This is a genomic window from Agrococcus sp. SGAir0287, from assembly GCF_005484985.1.
Taxonomy (GTDB): domain Bacteria; phylum Actinomycetota; class Actinomycetes; order Actinomycetales; family Microbacteriaceae; genus Agrococcus.
Genome location: NZ_CP027942.1, coordinates 2,857,534 through 2,878,346, shown reverse-complemented (window position 1 = coordinate 2,878,346; position 20,813 = coordinate 2,857,534). Strand labels below are relative to the sequence as shown.

Sequence of the window (20,813 nt, the reverse complement as noted above, 5' to 3'; positions counted from 1 at the left end):
CGCATCCCGCGACGCGGCCACGCCGACGTCGGGCGGTCGCGTCGCGTCGCGTCCGGCGAGTCCTCCGGTCCGACGCCCCATGATGGGGGGATGGAGCTCGCAGAGCTGGCGCGGCGCATCGACGCCATCAGCGCCAGGTACGCCCGCATCTACGGCTTCGAGCGCGACGGCGACTGGCTGATGCTCAAGGTGCAGGAGGAGGTCGGCGAGCTCGCGCAGGCGTGGCTCGCGAAGACCGGCAGGCAGCGCGACAAGGGGCACTCGCCGGAGGAGATCGAGGAGCGCTTCGCCCTCGAGCTCGCCGACGCGATCGGCATGCTGCTCGCCTTCGCCCAGGTGACGGGCGTCGACGTCGAGCGGGCGATGGAGGCGAAGTGGCTCGTGTGGGATCGGCGCACGAACCAGCGCGACGACGCGCTCGACGCCGACGAGCGCGCGCTCGAGGGACGTGCGCTGCGCGGCGAGCGCGCGATCGAGGACGACGAGCGCGGGGAGCCGGGCTGATGGCGTCGAGCGTCGTGCTCGTGAACGGGCTGCCCGGGTCGGGCAAGTCGACCCTCGCGCGCGCGCTCGCGGCCGAGCTCGACGTGCCCCTGCTGTCGAAGAGCCTCGTGAAGGCGGGCATCGTCGGCTCGACGCCGCACATGGGCCTGCCCGGCGCGATCTACGGCGCGCTCGCGATGGACGTCGTGTGGGCGCTCGTCGGGCGCAGCGACGAGCCGCCGATCGTCGACTCGCTCTGGATCCGCTCGCGCGACCTGGGCTTCGTGCAGGAGGGACTGCGGCGCGCGGGCTCGCCGCACGTCGTCGAGGTGTGGTGCGACGTCGAGCCGGCCGTCGCGCAGCAGCGTGCGCTCGCGAGCCGCGACCGGCTGCGCTCCCGCGAGCGCTTCGCGCGGGAGTGGGACGACCTCGTGGCCGAGGCGGAGCCGCTGGGGCTCGGCGAGCTCGTGGCCGTGCCGTCGCTCGAGCCCGTCGACGCGACCGCCGTCGCCGCGTCGGTGCGCAGCCTGCTGCGCTGAGGCCCGGAGCCATGTCGTCGGACGCAGCGGAGGACGCGGCGGCGCGCCCCGCACGTCGGACGTGGGATGCGGACGCACCGGGCGTCGTGACGTTGCCGGACGGACGGATGGTGCGTGGCAGGGGCCTGCGCCGCGGAGCCGTGCCGGCCGGCGGCGAGCCCGACCTCGGCGCGTACCTCCTCGCACGTGCGCCCGACGTCGCGTGGCCGAGCATCTGGATCTCGTGGCGCGACTTCGGCATGCCGCGCGACTCGACGGCCGCGATCGCCGCGTTGCGTCGCATCCATGCGGCTGCGGCGGAGGCGCGCGTCGAGGTCGCGTGCGCGGGAGGCATCGGCCGCACGGGCACGGCGCTCGCGATCCTCGCGCGCATGAGCGGCGTGCCCGCCGACGTCGCGGTCGCGTGGGTGCGCGAGCGCTACGACCCGCGAGCGGTCGAGACGCCCGGCCAGCGTCGCCTCGTCGCGACGATGGCGCTGGACTGAGCGCCTCCCCGGCGCTACGCGTCGTCGCTCGGCGCGGCCAGCACGATCACCACGCCCTCGACCCTCCGGCGGCCGATGACGCCCGCGATGCGCTGGATGGCCGTGATGAACCTGTACTGCAGGCGGTACTTCGCTCTGAGCGCCGCCTCGACGCGCTGCTTCGTCGCCGCATCCTCGTGCACGGCGCCGACCGCCTCCACGGGCTCGGTGCCCGGCGTCGGCGTGCCGCGCACGTCGCACGGCTGCACGAGCACGCGGGGCGTGCGGCGGATGCGCTTCGCCTTCCACGCGTTCGACATCGTCGTGACGCCGGCGGTGCCGTCGCCCAGCGGCGCGATCCACACGGGCGTGCCGACCCCCTGGCCGTCGCGCTTGAACGAGGTCAGCAGCACATACTGCGCGTCGGGGATCGCCATGCGTCGATGCTCCCACCATCGCCCGGCGGATGCGGGCCGCGCGCATCCCCTGTCGTCTCCCGGCCGGCGCCGGATAGCCTCGGTGGCATGCGTGAGGCCATCGTCGTCGGTGCAGGCATCGGCGGGCTCGCCGCCGCGAAGGGACTGCTGGATGCGGGCTGGCGCGTCACGGTGCTCGAGGAGGCCTCGGCGCTGCGCGAGGTCGGCGCCGGCGTCGCGCTCGGCCGCAACGCCCTCGCGGCGCTCGACGCGCTCGACCTCGGCGACGCCGTGCGCGCCGTCGGCGTGGACGCCCTGCTGCAGGGCGTGCGGACCGCGCAGGGCACCCGGCTCCTGCGTGCGACCGAGTTCGACTCGAGCTCGTTCGTCGGCATCCACCGCACGACGCTGCATCGCATCCTCGCCGACGCGGTCGGCGACGCGGAGGTCGTCACGGACGCGACGGTCGTGCGTGTGCATCCGGGCGCTCGACCGCGGGTCGAGCTGGTCGAGGCCGGCGAGCAGCGCGAGCGGGTCGCCGACCTCGTCGTCGGCGCGGACGGCATCGACTCGGTCGTCCGCGCGGCGATCCGCGACGACCTGCCGGTCGACCCCTCCGGCTCGACGTGCTGGCGCGGCGTCGTCGCCCGACGCGATGACACGCCGCCGGGCGCGACGCAGTGGTACGGCGCCGGCACCGAGGTCGGCATCATGCCGATCGACGGCGACCGGGTCTTCTGGTACGTCGCCGCCCGCGCCCGCGTGGGCACCGCGGCGCCCGACGAGCACTCGGCCGCGATCGCCGCCGCGCGCGGGTTCGAGGAGGTCGTGCGCGCGCACGTGTCGGCCGAGCCCGAGGCCCCCGTGCTGCGCCACGACCTGCGCCTGCTGCCGACGGGGTTGCGGACGTTCGTCGCGCCAGGCGTCGCGCTGCTGGGCGATGCGGCGCACGCGATGCTCCCGACCCTCGGGCAGGGCGCCGCCATGGCGCTCGAGGACGCGGCGACGCTCGGCGTGCTCGCGGCGCGCGACGACGTCGACGAGCTGCTCGGCGCCTACGACGCGCTGCGCCGACCGCGGACGCAGTCGCTGCAGCGGCTGGCGTACGAGGTCTACCGATCGTGCCTCGCGGTGCGCCAGCCCGTGCTCGCCGCCCTGCGCAACGGCATCCTGCACCTCGTGCCGACCCTGGCGGCCGAGATCGCGACCGACTGGATGCTGCGATGGAGCCCGCCGCGCCGCTGATCCGCGTCGTCGCGGCGTTGGTCGTCGCGGTACCGGCTCGCTAGCCCCTCGCCGCCACGAGCAGCGGGAAGACGTGCTCGCGGTTGAGCGGCGCCTCCTGCGGGTCGTCGATGCCCTGCGCCGGATCGACCCAGCGCGCATCCTCGAGCTCGGCCTGCACGACCGGCTCGATCGCGCCGTCGTGCGCGAAGACCGTCGCGCGCACCGTGAACCCCGCCTCGTTGGCCGCCGTCGCGTCGAAGACGCCGACGAGGCGCAGCGCCTCCGCGTCGACGACGACGCCGAGCTCCTCGTGCACCTCGCGCGCCGCGCACGCCGCCGCCGTCTCGCCGCCCTCGGGCTTGCCGCCGGGGAGCATGAACATCGACGTGCCGCGCTTGCGCACGGTGAGCACGCGGCCGTCGCGCGAGAAGCACACCGCCGAGACCGTGATGACGCCCACGCGACGAGGCTAGCCGGGCACGCGGGTCGCAGGATCCGAGTAGCGTCGCGGCATGCGCGCCTGGCCCCTCCTCGACCTCGTCCTGCGCACGCCTCGCCTCGAGCTGCGACCCGTGCGCGACGTCGACCTCGACGACCTCGTCGACGCCGCGCTGAGCGGCATCCACGAGCCGCACGTGCGGCCCTTCCTGCACCGCTGGGACGTCGGCTCGCCCGACGAGGTGCGGCGGAACCTCGTGCAGTACCACTGGCGGACCCGCGCGGCCATCGCGCCCGACGCCTGGGCGCTCGAGCTCGGCGTGCATCTCGACGGCCGCGTCGTGGGCGTGCAGGCGATCGAGGCGAAGGACCTCGCGGTGACGCGGAAGGTCGAGTCGGGCTCGTGGATCCGGCAGGACGTGCAGGGGCGCGGGATCGGCACCGAGATGCGCCAGGCCGTGCTCCTGTTCGCGTTCGACGTGCTGGGCGCCGACGTGGCGCTCAGCGGCTACCTCGAGGGCAACGAGGCGTCGGCCGCCGTCTCGCGGAAGGTGGGCTACGTCGAGAACGGCCGCGGCGTCGTCGCCGTCGACGGCGAGCGGTACGAGGATCGCCGGGTGAGGCTCGACCGCGACGCGTTCGTGCGTCCCGACTGGCGGCTGCAGGTCGAGGGCTGGGAGGCGGCGCGCCGCGACCTGCTCGGCGACTGAGACGGGATCAGGCGGGCGCGCGACGGTAGGCGCTGCCGTCGGCGGCGCGCGCGACGAGCCCGGCGTCGACCATGTCGCGTCGGAGCAGCACGGGGTCGGTCCACAGCGCGCGCAGCCGATCGGTGATCGTGCGCTCGTCGACCTCCTCGCCCGGCGCGAGCACGGCATCCGCCGCCCACGCGAGCACCGCCTGCCGGTCGCTCGGCCGGCGCGGCCAGCCGACGATGCGCCCCTGGGAGACGTAGCGGCCGATGCCCGTCGCCGCCGACGTCGAGCCGAGCAGCGGCGTGAACGCGTCGACGGGATGCGCGCCGCCCGCGCGCAGCTCGACGAGGCCGGCGCGCACGAGGGCGACGAGCCGCCTGCGGTCGGCCGTCGGCATGGCCTCGGGATGCAGCGGCAGCCCGCGCGCCGCCTCAACGGTGACGCGGGCGAGCAGCAGACGCCGCTCGGGGTCGGCGAGCGCGGCGACGACGGGCCGCCAGTCGTCCATCAGCCGGCGACGCGCGTGACGAGCTTCGACAGCACGATCGCGGAGCGCGTGTGGTCGACGGACGACGCGGCGCGCACCTTCTCGAGCGCCTCCTCGAGGGCGATGACGTCGCGTGCGCGCATGATGACGATCGCGTCCGCCTCGCCCGTGACGGTGCCGGCCTCGACGATCTCGGGCACGCCGGCGAGGATGCGGCGGAGGTCGGTGGGCGAGACGGTGCCGCGGCAGAAGAGCTCGACGTACGCCTCCGTCGCGAGCCCCTCGACCTTCGGGTCGATCTGCACCGTGAACCCGCGGATGACGCCGTCGGCGACGAGGCGGTCGACGCGCCGCTTCACGGCCGAGGCAGACAGGCCGACGACCTGCCCGATGTCGCCGTAGCCGGCGCGGGCATTCGAGCGCAGCTGATCGATGATGCCCTGGTCGATGCGGTCCATGCGCAAGAAACTACAGTCGAAGGCTGACATTCGCATGCATCGTGCGTGTGAGCGGGCTGTCGCGCGCGAGACCGCTGCGACGATGGAGGCATGGAGCCCGAGCTCGCCACCATCGCGCCCGCCCCGTCCGACCGCGTCGCCGTGCCCAAGACGGTGCTCATGTGCCGCCCGGACTTCTTCACGGTCAGCTACCGCATCAATCCGTGGATGCATCCCGAGCATCCGACGAGCACGCAGACCGCCGTCGCGCAGTGGGAGACCCTGCACGCCGCCTACCTGCGCCTCGGCTACGACGTGCACCTCGTCGACCCGATCGACGGGCTCAACGACATGGTCTACGCCGCGAACGGCGGCTTCACGCTCGACGGCACGGCGTACGGCGCGCGATTCACGTACGAGCAGCGGGCACCCGAGGGCCCCGCCTACATGGCCTGGCTCGAGCAGGCGGGCTTCGAGGTGCACGTCCCGCAGCACGTCAACGAGGGCGAGGGCGACTTCCTCGTCTCCGGAGACGTCATCCTCGCCGGCCACGGCTTCCGCACCACGCTCGAGTCGCACGACGAGCTGCGCAGCATCTTCGGTCGCGAGGTCGTGAGCCTGCGGCTCGTCGACCCGTCGTTCTACCACCTGGACACGGCGATCGCGATCCTCGACGACGAGAACGTCGCCTACCTGCCGAAGGCGTTCGACGACGCGAGCCGCATCGAGCTCGAGCGCCGCTACCCCGACGCGGTGCTCGTGAGCGACGAGGACGCCGCGGTGCTGGGCCTCAACTCCTTCGGCGACGGCCGGTCGATGGTCATCGCCTCGCGTGCCCTCGGCTTCGAGCGCGATCTGCGCGCGCGCGGCTACGAGACGATCGGCGTCGACCTGTCCGAGCTGCTGCTCGGCGGTGGCGGCGTGAAGTGCTGCACGCTGGAGCTGCGCCGATGAGCGCCGCCGGGAGCGCATCCACGCGCACGCGCACGGCCGACGCGATCGCGCAGGTCGAGCGGCACGCGGCGCACAACTACCACCCCCTGCCGGTCGTCGTCGAGTCCGCGTCCGGCGCCTGGGTCACCGACGTCGACGGGCGGCGCTACCTCGACTGCCTCGCCGCGTACTCGGCGGTCAACTTCGGCCACGGCCACCCGCGCCTCGTGGCCGCCGCGAAGGCGCAGCTCGATCGCGTCACGCTCACGAGTCGCGCCTTCCACTCGGCGGCGCTCGGCCCGTTCGTGGCCGAGCTCGCCGCGCTCGCCGGCAAGGAGATGGTGCTGCCGATGAACACGGGCGCGGAGGCCGTGGAGTCGGGCATCAAGGTCGCGCGTCGGTGGGCGTACGAGGTGAAGGGCGTGCCCGCCGGGCAGGCGGAGATCGTCGTGGCGTCCGGCAACTTCCACGGCCGGACGACGACGATCGTCTCGTTCTCCGACGATCCGGAGGCGCGCGAGGGCTTCGGACCCTTCACGCCCGGCTTCGTCACCGTGCCGTACGGCGACGCGGACGCGCTCGCGGCGGCGATCACGCCGCGCACCGCTGCGGTGCTGCTCGAGCCCATCCAGGGAGAGGCGGGCGTCGGCATCCCGCCGGCCGACTACCTCCCGCGGGTGCGCGAGATCACGAGGCGGGAGGGCGTGCTGCTCATCGCCGACGAGATCCAGTCGGGACTCGGCCGCACCGGCGCGACGTTCCGCTGCGAGCAGCTGGGCGTCGTGCCCGACCTCCTCCTGCTCGGCAAGGCGCTCGGCGGCGGCATCGTGCCGGTGTCGGCCGTCGTCGGCGACGCCGACGTGCTCGGCGTCCTGACGCCCGGCAGCCACGGCTCGACGTTCGGTGGCAACCCGCTGGCCGCAGCCGTCGGCCTCGAGGTCGTGCGCATGCTCGCCGACGGCGAGATGCAGGCGCGCGCGCTCGAGCTGGGTGCGCGGCTGGAGGCGGGGCTTCGACGCCTCGTCGGCCACGGCGTCACGGCCGTGCGCTGCGCAGGGCTATGGGCGGGCATCGACGTCGACCCCGGGCTCGCCACCGCCCGCGAGGTGTGCCTGCGGCTCATGGACGCGGGGATCCTCGCGAAGGACACGCACGGGCAGACGGTGCGCCTCGCGCCGCCGATCGTCATCACGGAGGCCGAGATCGACCTGCTGCTCGAGGCGTTCGAGGCGGCGCTGCGGGGCTGAGCGCGCCCCGCGCCGATGACCGCTCGGTGCGGCGCGAGCGCAGTGAGCCTCGAAGCGAACTGACCCGGAGGTCAGCCGACGCATGACCGCTCGGTGAGGCATGACCGTTCGGTGAGGCATGACCGTTCGGTGAGGTGCGAGCGCAGCGAGCCTCGAAGCGAGCCCGCCGGTGAGGTCAGCCGAGGCATGACCGTTCGGTGAGGTGCGAGCGGAGCGAGCCTCGAAGCGAGCCGACTCGGGAGGTCAGCCGGCGCATGACCGCTCGGTGAGGCATGACCGCTCGGTGAGGTGCGAGCGGAGCGAGCCTCGAAGCGAGCCGACGCGGGGGGTCAGCCGGCGCATGACCGCTCGGTGAGGCATGACCGCTCGGTGAGGTGCGAGCGGAGCGAGCCTCGAAGCGAGCCGAGCCGGGGGGTCAGCCGGTGCATGACCGCGCGGTGAGGTGCGAGCGGAGCGAGCCTCGAAGCGAGCCCGCCGGTGAGGTCAGCCGACGACGGGATCGATCGTGATCCAGTCGACGTCGCCCGCGCATGCCGACAGCCCGTCGACCGGCACGAAGATCGCCTCGGTCGATCCCGGAGGATAGATGCGCCATCCATCCGCGGGCTGCACCTGGCAGGCGTCGCCGAGCGGTCCGCCGCCGCCTGCGACGTCCACCATGCGCAGCGCTGCCGTCGCGGTGTCGCCGGAGGCGATGATCACGGGCTCGTAGGACCGATCCGAGCGCTCGGCCGGCTGGCCGATCTGCGTGCCGTTCCCGTCGCCGACGGCGGAGACGCCCGGGAAGCCGTCGAGCGTGCAGGGCGTGCCGCCGACGTTCTCGAACGTGAACGTCACCGTGACGGAGCCCGCGCCGGCATCGCCGATCGCCGCCGTGACGTCGAGGTCGCCTGCGGCGCACGGCGCGTCCTCGCCCGCGGTCTCCGGATCGGCGGGCGACGGCGACGCCGAGCCCTCCGTCGGTGCGGACGGCGGCGGCGACTGCCCCTCGGTCGGCGGCTCCGCGGGCGCTCCGCACGCCGTGAGCAGGAGCGACGCCGCGACGACTGCGACGATCAGGGGCTTCCTCGATGCCGACATGGGTGCCACGGTGCTCCGCGTCGCAGGCGGTGTCAATGCCTCGCACCATGCGAACGCCCAGCGCAGCCGATGGGTCGCATGAGCGCGATGTCGAGAGCCTCCACGACCCTTGCTGGCTTCCATGCCGCATGCGGCATCCATCGCGGCGAGCGCGAGAAGATGGATGCGTGGCTACCGACCTCCGCTTCCGCTCGGTCTGGCGGATCCCCGCCGAGCGGGATGCGGTGCGCGCCGTGCTCGGCGACGTCGACGGCTATGCCGAATGGTGGCCGAGCATCCTCGACGCAGCGCTCGCGAACCACGACTCCGGCGCTCGCGGCGGCCACCTCGTCGTGCGCTGGCCGCGCGCAGGCGCGCTGCGCCTGCGACTCGCGCCCATGTCCTCCGCCGACGACGTGCTCGCGGCTCGGGTGAGCGGCGACCTCCTCGGCTGGTGCTCGTGGCACCTCTCGACGGATGCCGCTGGCGGCACATGCGTGGTCCTGCAGCAGCACGTCCTGCTGCGTCGCGGCGCGCTGCGAGCGCTCGCCCGCATCGCGCCGCGACGGCTGCGCACCGACCATGCGGCGGTCATGCGCGCCGGCGAGGCGGGGCTCGTCGCGCACATTGCGCGCTGAGCAGACCGCTTCCCGCGCGTCGGCGACGGGCGTAGCGTGACCGGCATGTGCCGCAACATCACGACCCTGCGCGGGCTCGAGCCCGCAGCGAACGACGACGAGGTCGAGGCCGCTGCGCGCCAGTACGTGCGCAAGGTCTCGGGCATCACCCACCCCACCGATCGCACGCGCGAGGCGTTCGAGCACGCCGTCGCCGAGATCGCCCACGTCACACGCCACCTGCTCGAGGACCTGCCCGACCGCAGGCAGCCTCCGAAGACGGTGCCGCCGCTGCGGCGCCCCGAGGTGCGAGCGCGGATCGCCGCGCGCGAGGCCGCCGCGAGCTGAGCCGACCCGCGTCGCGCGACGCGCGCTCGATCAGTCGCGCGCCGTGACCTGCCGCAGCGTGTCCTCGAGGGCGACCCAGGGCAGCATCGCGCACTTCACGCGCATCGGGAACCGCGCGACGCCCTCGAACGCCGACGCGTCGCCGAGCAGGTCGAGGTCGGCGTCGTCGTGCTCGCCGCGCGTGCGCAGCATGCGGCGCATGGCGTCGACGCGCCGCTGGGCCTCCTCGCGCGAGAGGCCGGGCACGTCCTGGCCGACGATCGACGCGGACGCCTGCGAGATGGAGCATCCCTGCCCCTCCCACCCGACGGCGTCGACGCGCTCGCCGTCGACCGCGATGCGCAGCCGGATCTCGTCGCCGCACGTCGGGTTGCGCTCGAAGCGCTCGGCGTGCGCGGCGTCGGCCGAGAGCGCACCCTCGCCGTGCCGAGCCTTCGCGTGGTCGAGGATGATCTGCTGGTAGAGCTCGTCGAGGCCGCTCATCGTCCCGCTCCGAAGTAGGCCCGCACGCCGCTGACGGCGTCGAGGAACCGGTCGACCTCCGCCTCGGTCGAGTAGAGGTAGGTGGATGCGCGCGTCGTCGCGGCGACGCCGAGGCGCCGATGCAGCGGCTGCGCGCAGTGGTGGCCGACGCGCGCGGCGATGCCCTGCGCGTCGAGCACCTGGCCCACGTCGTGCGCATGCACGCCGTCGACGACGATGCTCGCGAGACCCGCGCGCTCGGCGCCGACGGGCGGGCCGACGAGGCGGACGCCCTCGATGGTCGCGAGACCCTCGACGAGGCGCTGGCCGAGGGCGTGCTCGTGGGCGGCGATCGACGCCAGCCCGACCTCGGCGAGGTAGTCGACGGCGGCGGCGAGCCCGACGACCTGTGCGACCGGCTGCGTGCCGGCCTCGAAGCGCTGCGGCGGCGGCATCCACTCGGCGCCCTCGAGGGTCACGGTGGTGATCATCGACCCGCCCGTGCGCGCCGGCGGCAGCGCGAGCCCGAGCTCGCGGCGCAGGTACAGCACGCCGACGCCGCCGGGGCCGAGCATCTTGTGCGACGAGAATGCGGCGGCGTCGACGCCGAGCGCGTGGAGGTCGAGCGGCATGTGGGGCGCCGACTGGCACGCGTCGAGCACCGTGAGCGCGCCGATCGCCCGCGCAGCCGCGACGATCTCGGCGACGGGGGCGACGAGGCCCGTGACGTTGCCGACGTGCGAGAAGGCGACGACGCGCGTGCGCTCGTCGATGACGGCGAGCGCGTCCTCGAGCGTCCACACGCCGTCGTCGTCGACCGGCACGACGCGCAGCGTGGCACCCGTGGCGGCCACGAGGTCCTGCCACGGCAGCAGGTTGGCGTGGTGCTCGGCCTCGGTCGTGACGACGACGTCGCCGGGGCCGAGGTCGACGAGCGCCTCGTGCGGGCCGCGCTGCGCGCGCGAGAGCGACAGGCTCACCATGTTGAGGGCGTCGGTGGCGTTCTGCGCCCAGCTCACCTCGTCGGCATCGGCGCCGACGAACGCGGCGATGCGCTCGCGCGCATCCTCGTACGCCATCGTCGCGAGGGCGGCGAGGGTGTGGGCGCCGCGGTGCACGGCGGCGGTGCGGGTCTCGGCGAACGCGCGCTCGGCGTCGAGCACGGGCGCGGGGCGGAGCGCCGTCGCGCCCGAGTCGAGGTACGCGAGCGGGTGGCCCTGCACCTGCTCGGCGAGCTCGGGGAAGTCGGCGCGGATGCGCTCGAGCGCCTCGGGTGCGATCGTCTGGTGCTGCATGCGTCCTCCGTGCCGGGCGGCCCGACGATCCATCCTCTCGCGCGCGTGCGCGGCCTTGCGACCCGCGGCGTCATGCCGACCGCGAACAGGTGGCTGCGGCGCTCGCGGCTCCTCGATTGGTCAGTTGTGGCGAGGCGCGCGGCGTGTCCGCTGCCACTGCTGCCCAATCGAGAACGCGAAGTGACCAATCGAGCGGAGGAGGTCGGGTGGCAGACGAGGACGCGCGGGTCGTTCAGCGCCGCGTCAGCGCGGCCGCGCCAGGATCGAGTCGTGCGGGTGCTGCTGGTCGACGACGAGGTGCGGCTCGCCGACGGCGTGCGCCGTGGGCTCGAGGCCGAGGGGATGACGGTCGACGTCGCCCACCACGGCGTCGACGGCCTGTGGCGCGTGCGCGAGTTCTCGTACGACGTCGTGCTGCTCGACGTCATGATGCCCGGGATGTCGGGCTATCGCGTGTGCCAGACCATGCGCGCCGAGGGCATCTGGACGCCGGTGCTCTTCCTCACCGCCAAGGACGGGGAGTGGGACGAGGTCGAGGGCCTCGACACCGGCGGCGACGACTGGCTCACGAAGCCCTTCTCGTTCCCCGTGCTCGTCGCCCGCATCCGCGCCCTCGTGCGCCGCGGCGGCCGCGAGCGGCCCGTCGTGCTCGAGGCCGGCGACCTGCGGCTCGACCCTGCGGCGCGCACCGTGCACCGCGGGGAGACGGAGGTCGAGCTGACGGCGCGCGAGCTCGCGGTGCTCGAGCTGCTCATGCGCCGCAAGGGCGAGGCGGTGACGAAGACCGAGGTGCTCGACGACGTCTGGAGCGAGGACTTCGACGGCGATCCGAACATCGTCGAGGTGTACGTCGGCCGCATCCGCCGCAAGGTCGATCGGCCGTTCGGGCGCGACGCGATCCAGACGGTGCGCGGCGCCGGCTACCGGCTGGCGGCCGACGGTGGCTGAGGCCTCGGCGAGCGATCCTGTCGCGTCGGCGCCCGAGCGCGGGCGTCGGCGCGCGTCGATCCGGCTGCGCATCACCGCGGCGGCGCTCGCAGTCGTGACGGTCGCCTTCGGCGTCGGCGCGGTCGCGATGGTGTGGACGCTCGAGCAGCGCCTGCGCGCATCCGTCGCCGAGCAGCTCGCCGACGAGCTCGCCGCCCTCGCGGAGGGCGTCGACGCCGGCACGATCCAGACCGCCGCGCTCGTCGCGCGCGACGACGACGTGCTCGTGGCGCTACGCGCACCGACGGGCATCACGGTGAACGCAGCGGACGCGTCGCTGCTGCCCGTGCCGCCGACCGCCGAGCCCATCGAGGCGCGCGTCGACGGCCTCCACGTCGTCGTCGTCGCGGCCGAGACGTCGCAGGGCACGATCGTCGTCGGGCGGTCGTTGCAGGAGGCCGACGACGCCGTGCGCACCACGGCCGTGCTGCTCGCGGTCGCAGTGCCGCTCGGGCTCGTGCTCGTCGGCACCGTCGTGTGGATCGTCGTGGAGCGCGCGCTCGCACCCGTCGACCGCATCCGCGCACGCGTCGACGCGATCGACGCCGGCGGACTCGACATGCGCGTGCCGACGACCGGATCCGGCGACGAGGTCGACCGGCTCGCGGCGACGATGAACCGCATGCTCGCGCGCGTCGACGGCGGCGTGCGCGCGCGGCAGCGGTTCGTGTCGGACGCCTCGCACGAGCTGCGCTCGCCGCTCGCGACGATGCGGCAGTTCGCCGAGCTCTCGCGTGCGCATCCCGATGCGACGTCCGCGAGCGAGCTCGCCGACGTCGTGCTGGGCGAGGGCGAGCGGATGCACGGCATCGTCGAGGGCCTGCTGCTGCTCGCCAGGCTCGACGAGCATGGCGGCGCCGCGTCGCGCTCCATCGACCTCGACGACCTCGCGCACGCCGAGGTCGAGCGCGTGCGTGCGCTCGGGCGCACGGTCGACGGCTCCGCGATCCGCGCCGCGGCCGTGGCAGGCGATGCGCGGCTGCTCTCTCGCGCGCTGCGCAACCTCGTCGACAACGCCATGCGGCACGCGTCGACGCGCATCGCGCTCGGGTCGGTCGTGCGCGACGGGCGCGCGATGATGTGGGTCGACGACGACGGCGCCGGCATCGCGGCGAGCGAGCGCGAGCGCGTCTTCGAGCGATTCGTGCGGCTCGACGAGGCGCGCGCCCGCGACGACGGCGGCTCGGGCCTCGGCCTCGCGATCGTGCGCGAGGTCGCGCGCGCCCACGGCGGCGACGCGTGGATCGCCGACGCGCCGATCGGCGGCGCCCGATTCGTGCTCGAGCTGCCGGCGTCCTGAGGGTCGGAGAGGCGGCTCCGCTCCCGTGACCGCTCCTCGAGGTGCGAGCGCAGCGAGCCTCGAAAGGAGCCGCGCCGAGTGGTCGTGCGAGGATGCACCCTTCGAGGCTCGCCCTTCGGGCTCGCACCTCAGGGAGCGGTCTTGGAGGCGGCCGCCGAACGGAGGGGCGCGGTGGAGGTGTCGGCTCGCTCCCATGACCGCTCCTTGTGCGGGCAAGGCGCGCGCTGTCGGAGAGGCGGCTCCGCTCCCGTGACCGCTCCTTGAGGTGCGAGCGCAGCGAGCCTCGAAAGGAGCCCCTGCGGAGCGGTCGTGCGAGGGTGCACCCTTCGAGGCTCGCCCTTCGGGCTCGCACCTCAGGGAGCGGTCTTGGAGGCGGCCGCCGAATGGAGGGGCGCGGTGGAGGTGTCGGCTCGCTCCCATGACCGCTCCCTGTGCGGGCAAGGCGCGCGCGGTCGGAGAGGCGGCTCCGCTCCCGTGACCGCTCCTCGAGGTGCGAGCGCAGCGAGCCTCGAAAGGAGCCGCGCCGAGGGGTCGTGCGAGGGTGCACCCTTCGAGGCTCGCCCTTCGGGCTCGCACCTCAGGGAGCGGTCTTGGGGGCGGCCGCCGAATGGAGGGGCGCGGTGGAGGTGTCGGCTCGCTCCCATGACCGCTCCTTGTGCGGGCAAGGCGCGCGCGGTCGGAGAGGCGGCTCCGCTTCCGTGACCGCTCCTCGAGGTGCGAGCGCAGCGAGCCTCGAAAGGAGCCGCGCCGAGGGGTCGTGCGAGGGTGCAGCCTTCGAGGCTCGCCCTTCGGGCTCGCACCTCAGGGAGCGGTCTTGGAGGCGGCCCCGGTGGGGGAGGGAGCGATCTTGGAGGCGGCCCCAGTCGGGAGGGGGCGGTCCGGGATGCTGCACTGGACGCGACGCGGACTCCTCGGCTCGGTGGGGGCGAACGGGTGGTCGCCTGCCGCATCCGCACTCCTGAACAGCCGTTCAGCATCGTTCAACCTCGCGTCAGCGCGGCACCGCGAAGGTGGGACCCATGAACGAGCAGACGCCCCGCGATCCGCAGCAGCCGATCGACGCGAACGACCCCACGCCGCAGCACCCGGTAGCGCAGCCCACCGGGGCCGAGGCGCCCACCGCCCAGCAGCCCGTCGCGAACCCTGCCGCCGCCGAGGCGACCCCGCGCCGCGGCCGCGGCATCCTCAAGCCCGTGCTCATCGGCGCCGGCGCCGCGGTCGCCGTGCTGGCCGTGGCCGGCGTGGGCCTCACGGTCGCCGACGCGCTCGACGACGCGAACGACCAGCCGACGGCGCAGCCGAGCGTCACGGCACCCGCGCCCACGACGCCGTCGACCGGCGGCCCGGGCGCCGACGACGACCGCGGCGGCGACGACCAGGGCGGCTCCGACGACGGCTCCGGCCCCGCGGCACCCGCGAACCCCGCCGACCTCGCGACGGCATCCGGCCTCGCCGGTGCGATCGACGCCGCCGTCGACGCCGCGGGCGGCCAGGGTGCGACGGAGGTCGAGGTCGAGCGCGACGGCTGGAAGGTCGACGTGCTGCTCGCCGACGGCACCGAGGTCGAGGTCCGCGTCTTCGCCGACGGTCGCGAGTCGATCGTGCAGCAGGACGACGACGACAGCCGCGGCTCGGCCCTCATCGACGTCTCGCGCCTGTCCGACATCGTCGACGCGGCGCTCGCGGCGACCGGCGGCGGCACGGTCGACAAGATCGAGGCCGAGGACGACGACAGTCACGCCTACGAGGTGCGCGTCGAGATCGGCGGCGACCAGGACGTCGACGTCGAGCTCGCCGACGACCTCTCGGTCGTCTCGATCGACGACTGATCCGCCGACCCACGGCACGAGGGCCCGCGACCGGATGGTCGCGGGCCCTCGTCGCGTGCGCGTCAGCGGCGCGGGCGGAGGCGCTCGAGCTGGGTGACGTGCTGCGGGCCGAGCTCCTCGAGCGCGCAGACGCCGAGCAGCCGCATGGTGCGGGCGATCTCGTCGGTGAGGATCGCGAGGGCACGGTTGACGCCGGCCTGGCCGCCGGCCATGAGGCCGTACAGGTAGGCGCGGCCGACCATCGTCGAGCGGGCGCCGAGGGCGACGGCGGCGACGATGTCGGTGCCCGACATGATCCCGGTGTCGAGGTGCACCTCGACGTCGCCGCCCACCTCGCGCACCACCTCCGGCAGCAGCAGGAAGGGCACGGGGGCGCGGTCGAGCTGCCTGCCGCCGTGGTTCGACAACGTGATGGCGTCGACGCCGAGGCTCGCGAGGCGCTTCGCATCGTCGAGCGACTGCACGCCCTTCACGACGATCGGCCCATCCCAGGCCGCGCGCACCTCGGCGAGCGCCTCGTAGTCCACCGACGGGTCGAACATCGTGTCGAGCAGCTCGGCGACCGTGCCGTCCCACTCCGAGATCGCGGCGAACTCGATGGGGTCGGACGTGAGGAACGACCACCACCACTCGACCTTCGGCGCCGCGTCGAGCATCGCCGTCGGGGTCAGCCGCGGCGGGAACTGCATGCCGTTGCGGCGGTCGCGGTGCCGCGCGCCGGCGACGGGCGTGTCGACCGTGATGTGCAGCGCGTCGTAGCCGGCGGCCTTCGCCCGGTGCACGAGCTCGATCGACCGCGACCGATCCTTCATCATGTAGAGCTGCATCCACAGCCGCCCCTGCGGCACGGCCGACCGCACGTCCTCGATCGACGTGGTGCCGAGCGTCGAGAGGGTGAAGGGGATGCCGTACGCGTGCGCCGAGCGTGCGCCGGCTCGCTCGCCCGCGGTATGCATGAGGCGCGTGAAGCCGGTCGGGGCGATCGCGAGGGGATACGCGGAGCGCGTGCCGAGCACGTCCCAGCCGGTCGAGACGCGCGTGACGTCCTCGAGCACGGTCGGATGCAGCTCGATGTCCTGGAAGGCCTGGCGGGCCCGCGCGATGCCGACCTCGTCCTCGGCGGCGCCATCGGTGTAGTCGAACGGCCCCTTCGGCGTGCGGCGCTTCGCGATCGCGCGCAGGTCCCAGATGTTCGACGCCTTGCGCAGGCGAGTCTCGGCGGGGTTCGTGATGGTCGAGAGGTCGATCATCTTCCGGACCATCTGGATGGGTGACTCGCGGGTGGCCATGGTGCTCCTCGGTGCGCTGCGACGATGCGAACGGTCGTCCGCGCGCAGCGACGGCGCTGCACGCGGTGGTCCCGACCGGCGCGTCGGCATCCGTCTCCATGATGCCGTCGGCGCCGCGTCGCCGAGCCGCCTCGATCGCAAGCATGCCGCGTCGGCGCTTTCGAACGCAACCGATGTGCTTTCGATCCTTGCCTGGAACGTTTCGGAGTGCGTACAGTCACGCCAGGGGTGGACGCCGCACCGGGCGCACCCGTGCATCGACGAAGGAGTCGCAGCATGCAGATCGGCGTCCACGGCCTCGTGTTCACGGGTGAGTTCGACGAGTCGGGCCTCGTCACCGCGATCCGCGGCGCGCAGCAGGCGGGCTACGACCTGCTCGAGCTGCCGCTCATGGATCCGTACGCGTTCGACGGCGCGCTCGTGCGCCGCATCCTCGACGACCACGGCATCGCGATGCACGCGTCGCTCGGGCTCTCGGCGGACACCGACCTCGCGGGCACGGCCGAGCAGTCGCGGGCCGGGGAGGCGCTGCTCGAGCGCGCGCTCGACGTCACAGCCGAGGCCGGCGGCGGCTACCTCTGCGGCGTCATCTACGGCGCGATGCAGAAGCACATGGCGCCCGTCACGCCCGAGGGTCGCGCGCGATCCGCGGCGGCGCTCGCCCGCCTCGGCGCACGCGCCGAGACGATGGGCGTCACCCTCGCGCTCGAGGTCGTGAACCGCTACGAGACGAACGTCATCAACACCGCGCGTGCGGGCCTCGCCTTCCTCGACGAGATCGGCCACGACAACGTGCACCTGCACCTCGACACGTACCACATGCACATCGAGGAGTCGGGGATGGTCGAGCCGATCCTCGACGCCGCCGAGCGACTGCGGTACGTGCACATCGGCGAGAGCCACCGCGGCTACCTGGGCACGGGCACCGTCGACCTCGACGGCGTCTTCCGCGGCCTCGCCCGCATCGGCTACGACGGCCCCGTCGTGTTCGAGTCGTTCTCGAGCGCGGTCGTCTCGCCCTCCCTGTCGAACACCCTCGGCATCTGGCGCAACCTCTGGGACGACTCCGCCGACCTCGCGGCGCACGCGCGGCGCGTCATCGGCGACCGCATCCGAGCCGTCGAGACGCTCGCGCTGCACTGACCGGGCCGAGCGCGACGGGGCACGCGAGTCGCGGGCGTCAGCGCAGCGGGCGGCGGGCGAGCACGAACGCCTGCGGCATGCGCTCGCGGCCCTCGCGGGGTCGTTCGACGCTCGCCTCGATCGCGAGCCCGGCGCGCTCGGCCGCAGCGGCGAGGGTGGATGCGTCGTGCGCCCACGCCGTGAGCGTCGCCGCCGTGCCGTACGCGCCGACGATCGTGCGCATCCCCGAGCCCGACTGCGCCGCGGCGAGCACGACGCCGCCCGAGCGCACGACGCGAGCGAGCTCGGCGACGGCGGCGTCGAGCTCGCTCGCGGGCACGTGGATCAGCGAGTACCAGGCGAGCACGCCGGCCGCCGACGCTGCGGGCGCCGGCACGCTCGTGGCCGTGCCGAGCGCGAAGGATGCGCTGGGCTGCGCCGCGCGCGCGATGGCGAGCATCGCGGGCGACGGGTCGACGCCGAGCACCGCGAGGTCGCGCTGGGCGAGCCAGCGCGCGACCCGGCCCGTGCCGCATCCGACGTCGACGACGTCCCCGCCGGCGGCGGCCGCCGCATCCGCGAACGCCTCGAGCAACACGACGTCCTGCGGGTGCTCGGCGTCGAGGGCGGGCAGCAGCCGGTCGTACGCGTCGGCGACGGCGTCGTAGGCCGCGGGCTCGTGCATCGGCGTCAGGATGCGCGCAGCAGCTCGAGCAGCTCGCCCACCGCCTGCCGGTTGCCGGCGACGTGCCAGCGATGCCCGCGATGCTCGACGACCTCGGTGCGTCCGCCGGCCGCGTCGACGAGGGCCTTGCCGGGCAGCCAGTCCCACTCGGCGGTGGAGTGCTGCGCCCACACGCCCACGCGGCCGCCCGCGACGCCCGCGAGGTCGCACGAGCCGGATCCGAGGATGCGCACGGTCGCCGCGCCGCCGACGATGGCGTGCCAGGGCTCGGCGACGTCCGGGTCGTCGAGCGTCGTGGGATGCACGTAGGTCGCGACGCTCACCTCGGCGAGCGGGCGATCCTCGAGCGGCGCGACGGGCACGCCGTCGAGCGTCGTCGGCAGGTCGCGCCCGCCCAGCCAGGTCTCGCCGGTGATCGGCTGGTGCACGGCGCCGAGGACGACGCCCTCGTCGTCCTCGAGCGCGATCGCGCTGCACCAGTAGGCGAGGCCGGAGAGGAAGTTGTAGGTGCCGTCGACGGGGTCGACGACCCAGCGACGACCGGATGCGCTCGCCACGGCAGCACCCTCCTCGCCGAGCACGCCGTCGTGCGGGCGCTCGGCGCGGATGCACTCGAGCACGAGCGACTCGGCGGCACGGTCGGCCGCGGTGACGACGTCGGAGATCGACGTCTTGAACTCCGTCTCCAGCCCCTCGGCGCGCATCCTCGCAGCGAGCGCCCCCGCGTCGCGGACGAGTCGGATGGCGAGGTCGGCGTCGGTCACGCGGCCAGCCTAGGCGTCGTCGCCGCGCGCATCCCTGCCAGCGCCACGGCCGACGCGCAAGCCGTCGACGCCGCGCGCGTCGTCGAGCAGCGTGGAGGGCGCACACGGAAGGGAGCGCCTCGCATGAAGGTCGCCGTCATCTACTACTCGTCCACGGGGACGAACCACGCCATCGCCCAGGCCGTCCAGGCCGGCGCCGAGGAGGCGGGCGCCGAGGTGCGCCTGCGTCGCGTCGCCGAGCTCGCGCCCGACGCCGCCATCGACTCGAATCCCGCCTGGCGCAGCCACGTCGACGAGGTCACGCCGACCGTCGAGGAGGCGACGCTCGCCGACCTCGAGTGGGCGGACGCGTACGCCTTCGGCACGCCCACGCGGTTCGGCCTGCCGGCCGCGCAGCTGAAGCAGTTCCTCGACTCCGCATCGGGGCCGTGGAGCAAGGGCGTCATGGCGGGCAAGGCCGTGACGAGCTGGACGAGCGCGATGAACCAGCACGGCGGCATCGAGTCGACGATCCTCGCCCTGAACAACGTCTTCTACCACTGGGGCAGCGTCATCGTGCCTCCCGGCTACACCGACGACCTGCTGTACGCGGCGGGCGGCAACCCGTACGGCACGGGTCACGCGACGGGCACCGACGGCCAGCCGCCGACGGACGCGGTGCTCGCCGCCGCCCGCTACCAGGGTCGGCGCCTCGCCGAGATCGGCGCGCGCCTCGTCGGCTGAGCGCACCCACCCCGAGCCGTGGAGCGCCCCGTGCGCTCCACGGCTCGCGTGCGAGCGGCCCGGCTAGCCTGGCTCGCGATGAGCGAGCACCTGACCCTCGGCCCCGCCCCTCGACCGGCCACCGGCGTCGACCTCGTCGCGCGCATGCGCGCCGCGAGCCTCGCCGACGCGGGCGAGCGGCTGCGCCCCGCCATCGAGGGGATCTTCGACGGGATGCGCGCCGACGTCGACGGCGCCGACGTGACGATCGACGTCGATGCCACGGGCGTGACGATCGACGGACTGCTCGGCGAGGAGTCCGCAGCGTCCGAGCTGCTGCCGACGCGCGCCGGCGCCGTGCGCGTCGTCGAGCACGGCGACCTGCGCTCGCTCACCGTGCGCGCGCATCCCGTGCACGTCGAGGGCGTGCCGGTCGACCTCGGCCTCACGCTCGAGGGAGCGCGGCTCGCGTGGGTGGAGGTGCCCGCCGACGGCACGGTCGGGCTCGACACGGTCGCGCCCGACGACGCGCATCCGATGCGCGGGCACCTGCGCGTCGAAGCGCCGCTCGCCGAGACGGTCGAGGCCGTGCGACGCGCCGCCGAGACCTCGCTCGCCGAGCTCGGCGTCACGATCGCCGACCTCGACGTGCGGCTGCGCTCCGAAGGACCCCGCGAGGTCGCCGCCGAGGTGGATGCGCGCGTGAGGAAGGGCTTCCTCGGCGCGCCGGCGAGCGCATCCGCCACGCTGCGCATCGACGACGCGCTGCGGCTGCACGTCGAGGACCTGCGCATCACATCGTCGAACGTCATCGTCGCGGGGCTCCTCGCGACGGTGCGCGGGAAGGTCGAGGCGAGGACGAAGGAGCCCATCGACCTCGCCGGGCAGCTGCCCGCCGGCGTGCGGGTGACGGACGTGCGGCTCGAGGCGGGCGACCGCATCGGCCTCGAGGCGCGCATCGGCTGACGCGCGGCGCGCGACGCCTCGC

25 protein-coding genes are annotated in these 20,813 nt (G+C 74.3%); 15 read left to right on the top strand and 10 right to left on the bottom strand.

The window, feature by feature from the left end; all coding sequences use genetic code 11:
* Positions 1-90 precede the first annotated feature (90 nt).
* From C1N71_RS13685 to C1N71_RS13675, 3 genes are read left to right on the top strand one after another with little or no spacing between them, the layout of a single operon-like run.
* Positions 91-504: a pyrophosphatase gene (locus C1N71_RS13685; protein ID WP_175414236.1), complete on the top strand. Its 414-nt coding sequence runs from the start codon at positions 91-93 to the stop codon at positions 502-504.
* Positions 504-1,022, top strand: coding sequence for an AAA family ATPase (locus C1N71_RS13680; protein WP_137756917.1), 519 nt, complete (start codon positions 504-506; stop codon positions 1,020-1,022). Before C1N71_RS13685 ends, C1N71_RS13680 begins: the two co-directional genes overlap by 1 nt.
* Before the next feature lie 11 nt (positions 1,023-1,033).
* On the top strand, positions 1,034-1,507 hold the full coding sequence (locus tag C1N71_RS13675) for a protein-tyrosine phosphatase family protein (RefSeq protein ID WP_137756916.1): 474 nt from the start codon (positions 1,034-1,036) through the stop codon (positions 1,505-1,507).
* Between the two features lie 14 nt (positions 1,508-1,521).
* Here the strand turns inward: C1N71_RS13675 and C1N71_RS13670 are convergent, their stop codons facing one another.
* The gene (locus tag C1N71_RS13670) at positions 1,522-1,923 is read right to left on the bottom strand and encodes a PPOX class F420-dependent oxidoreductase (protein WP_137756915.1); all 402 of its coding nucleotides are present in this window, start codon (positions 1,921-1,923) and stop codon (positions 1,522-1,524) included.
* A gap of 87 nt (positions 1,924-2,010) precedes the next feature.
* Here C1N71_RS13670 and C1N71_RS13665 point away from each other — a divergent pair, with 87 nt between their 5' ends.
* Positions 2,011-3,147, top strand: coding sequence for an FAD-dependent monooxygenase (locus C1N71_RS13665; protein ID WP_175414235.1), 1,137 nt, complete (start codon positions 2,011-2,013; stop codon positions 3,145-3,147).
* A gap of 40 nt (positions 3,148-3,187) precedes the next feature.
* Here the strand turns inward: C1N71_RS13665 and C1N71_RS13660 are convergent, their stop codons facing one another.
* A complete protein-coding gene (locus C1N71_RS13660) occupies positions 3,188-3,589 on the bottom strand; it encodes an NUDIX hydrolase (RefSeq protein WP_137756913.1) in 402 nt (133 codons plus the stop codon).
* A 52-nt stretch (positions 3,590-3,641) separates the two neighbouring features.
* Here C1N71_RS13660 and C1N71_RS13655 point away from each other — a divergent pair, with 52 nt between their 5' ends.
* Complete coding sequence (locus C1N71_RS13655; RefSeq protein ID WP_137756912.1) at positions 3,642-4,277, top strand: GNAT family N-acetyltransferase; 636 nt, start codon at positions 3,642-3,644, stop codon at positions 4,275-4,277.
* Positions 4,278-4,284: 7 nt separating this feature from the next.
* On the opposite strand, the gene C1N71_RS13650 is transcribed toward C1N71_RS13655, so the two are convergent.
* Both C1N71_RS13650 and C1N71_RS13645 read right to left on the bottom strand, forming a co-directional pair.
* Positions 4,285-4,770 (bottom strand): DUF2087 domain-containing protein, encoded by a 486-nt coding sequence (locus tag C1N71_RS13650; RefSeq protein WP_137756911.1) that lies wholly within the window; start codon positions 4,768-4,770, stop codon positions 4,285-4,287.
* Entirely contained in the window at positions 4,770-5,207 is a 438-nt protein-coding gene (locus tag C1N71_RS13645) for an Lrp/AsnC family transcriptional regulator (RefSeq protein WP_137756910.1), read from the bottom strand. Before C1N71_RS13645 ends, C1N71_RS13650 begins: the two co-directional genes overlap by 1 nt.
* A gap of 90 nt (positions 5,208-5,297) precedes the next feature.
* Between C1N71_RS13645 and ddaH the strand changes: the two genes are divergently transcribed.
* Together ddaH and rocD are read left to right on the top strand one after the other, a co-directional pair.
* Complete coding sequence (gene ddaH / locus C1N71_RS13640) at positions 5,298-6,140, top strand: dimethylargininase (RefSeq protein WP_137756909.1); 843 nt, start codon at positions 5,298-5,300, stop codon at positions 6,138-6,140.
* Complete coding sequence (rocD, locus tag C1N71_RS13635) at positions 6,137-7,366, top strand: ornithine--oxo-acid transaminase (protein ID WP_137756908.1); 1,230 nt, start codon at positions 6,137-6,139, stop codon at positions 7,364-7,366. The genes ddaH and rocD overlap by 4 nt, the downstream gene beginning before the upstream one ends.
* A gap of 483 nt (positions 7,367-7,849) precedes the next feature.
* On the opposite strand, the gene C1N71_RS13630 is transcribed toward rocD, so the two are convergent.
* Entirely contained in the window at positions 7,850-8,446 is a 597-nt protein-coding gene (locus C1N71_RS13630) for a DUF4232 domain-containing protein (protein WP_175414234.1), read from the bottom strand.
* A gap of 167 nt (positions 8,447-8,613) precedes the next feature.
* On the opposite strand from C1N71_RS13630, the gene C1N71_RS13625 reads away from it, so the two are divergent.
* Together C1N71_RS13625 and C1N71_RS13620 are read left to right on the top strand one after the other, a co-directional pair.
* Positions 8,614-9,063, top strand: a complete 450-nt coding sequence (locus C1N71_RS13625; protein WP_137756906.1) for a hypothetical protein — start codon at positions 8,614-8,616, stop codon at positions 9,061-9,063.
* Between the two features lie 45 nt (positions 9,064-9,108).
* Positions 9,109-9,390 (top strand): DUF2277 domain-containing protein, encoded by a 282-nt coding sequence (locus tag C1N71_RS13620; protein WP_137756905.1) that lies wholly within the window; start codon positions 9,109-9,111, stop codon positions 9,388-9,390.
* Positions 9,391-9,420: 30 nt separating this feature from the next.
* Here C1N71_RS13620 and sufU read toward each other — a convergent pair whose 3' ends face one another.
* Complete coding sequence (gene sufU, locus C1N71_RS13615) at positions 9,421-9,873, bottom strand: Fe-S cluster assembly sulfur transfer protein SufU (RefSeq protein WP_137756904.1); 453 nt, start codon at positions 9,871-9,873, stop codon at positions 9,421-9,423.
* Positions 9,870-11,147, bottom strand: coding sequence for an aminotransferase class V-fold PLP-dependent enzyme (locus tag C1N71_RS13610; RefSeq protein ID WP_137756903.1), 1,278 nt, complete (start codon positions 11,145-11,147; stop codon positions 9,870-9,872). The genes sufU and C1N71_RS13610 overlap by 4 nt, the downstream gene beginning before the upstream one ends.
* A gap of 270 nt (positions 11,148-11,417) precedes the next feature.
* Between C1N71_RS13610 and C1N71_RS13605 the strand changes: the two genes are divergently transcribed.
* The 3 genes from C1N71_RS13605 (at position 11,418) to C1N71_RS13595 (ending at position 15,263) form a co-directional block, all read left to right on the top strand.
* Positions 11,418-12,095 (top strand): response regulator transcription factor, encoded by a 678-nt coding sequence (locus tag C1N71_RS13605; protein ID WP_137756902.1) that lies wholly within the window; start codon positions 11,418-11,420, stop codon positions 12,093-12,095.
* The gene (locus tag C1N71_RS13600) at positions 12,088-13,434 is read left to right on the top strand and encodes a sensor histidine kinase (protein ID WP_254678016.1); all 1,347 of its coding nucleotides are present in this window, start codon (positions 12,088-12,090) and stop codon (positions 13,432-13,434) included. The genes C1N71_RS13605 and C1N71_RS13600 overlap by 8 nt, the downstream gene beginning before the upstream one ends.
* A gap of 1,019 nt (positions 13,435-14,453) precedes the next feature.
* Positions 14,454-15,263, top strand: a complete 810-nt coding sequence (locus C1N71_RS13595) for a PepSY domain-containing protein (protein ID WP_137756901.1) — start codon at positions 14,454-14,456, stop codon at positions 15,261-15,263.
* A 62-nt stretch (positions 15,264-15,325) separates the two neighbouring features.
* Here C1N71_RS13595 and C1N71_RS13590 read toward each other — a convergent pair whose 3' ends face one another.
* Positions 15,326-16,552, bottom strand: a complete 1,227-nt coding sequence (locus tag C1N71_RS13590; protein WP_137756900.1) for an alpha-hydroxy acid oxidase — start codon at positions 16,550-16,552, stop codon at positions 15,326-15,328.
* Positions 16,553-16,828: 276 nt separating this feature from the next.
* Between C1N71_RS13590 and C1N71_RS13585 the strand changes: the two genes are divergently transcribed.
* Complete coding sequence (locus C1N71_RS13585) at positions 16,829-17,695, top strand: sugar phosphate isomerase/epimerase family protein (RefSeq protein WP_137756899.1); 867 nt, start codon at positions 16,829-16,831, stop codon at positions 17,693-17,695.
* Positions 17,696-17,732: 37 nt separating this feature from the next.
* Here C1N71_RS13585 and C1N71_RS13580 read toward each other — a convergent pair whose 3' ends face one another.
* Both C1N71_RS13580 and C1N71_RS13575 read right to left on the bottom strand, forming a co-directional pair.
* Positions 17,733-18,359, bottom strand: a complete 627-nt coding sequence (locus C1N71_RS13580; protein WP_137756898.1) for a class I SAM-dependent methyltransferase — start codon at positions 18,357-18,359, stop codon at positions 17,733-17,735.
* Positions 18,360-18,364: 5 nt separating this feature from the next.
* On the bottom strand, positions 18,365-19,123 hold the full coding sequence (locus C1N71_RS13575) for an inositol monophosphatase family protein (RefSeq protein WP_137756897.1): 759 nt from the start codon (positions 19,121-19,123) through the stop codon (positions 18,365-18,367).
* 123 nt (positions 19,124-19,246) lie between these two features.
* Between C1N71_RS13575 and wrbA the strand changes: the two genes are divergently transcribed.
* On the top strand, positions 19,247-19,846 hold the full coding sequence (gene wrbA, locus C1N71_RS13570; protein WP_137756896.1) for an NAD(P)H:quinone oxidoreductase: 600 nt from the start codon (positions 19,247-19,249) through the stop codon (positions 19,844-19,846).
* Positions 19,847-19,924: 78 nt separating this feature from the next.
* A complete protein-coding gene (locus tag C1N71_RS13565) occupies positions 19,925-20,791 on the top strand; it encodes a hypothetical protein (protein WP_137756895.1) in 867 nt (288 codons plus the stop codon).
* Positions 20,792-20,813: the final 22 nt, after the last annotated feature.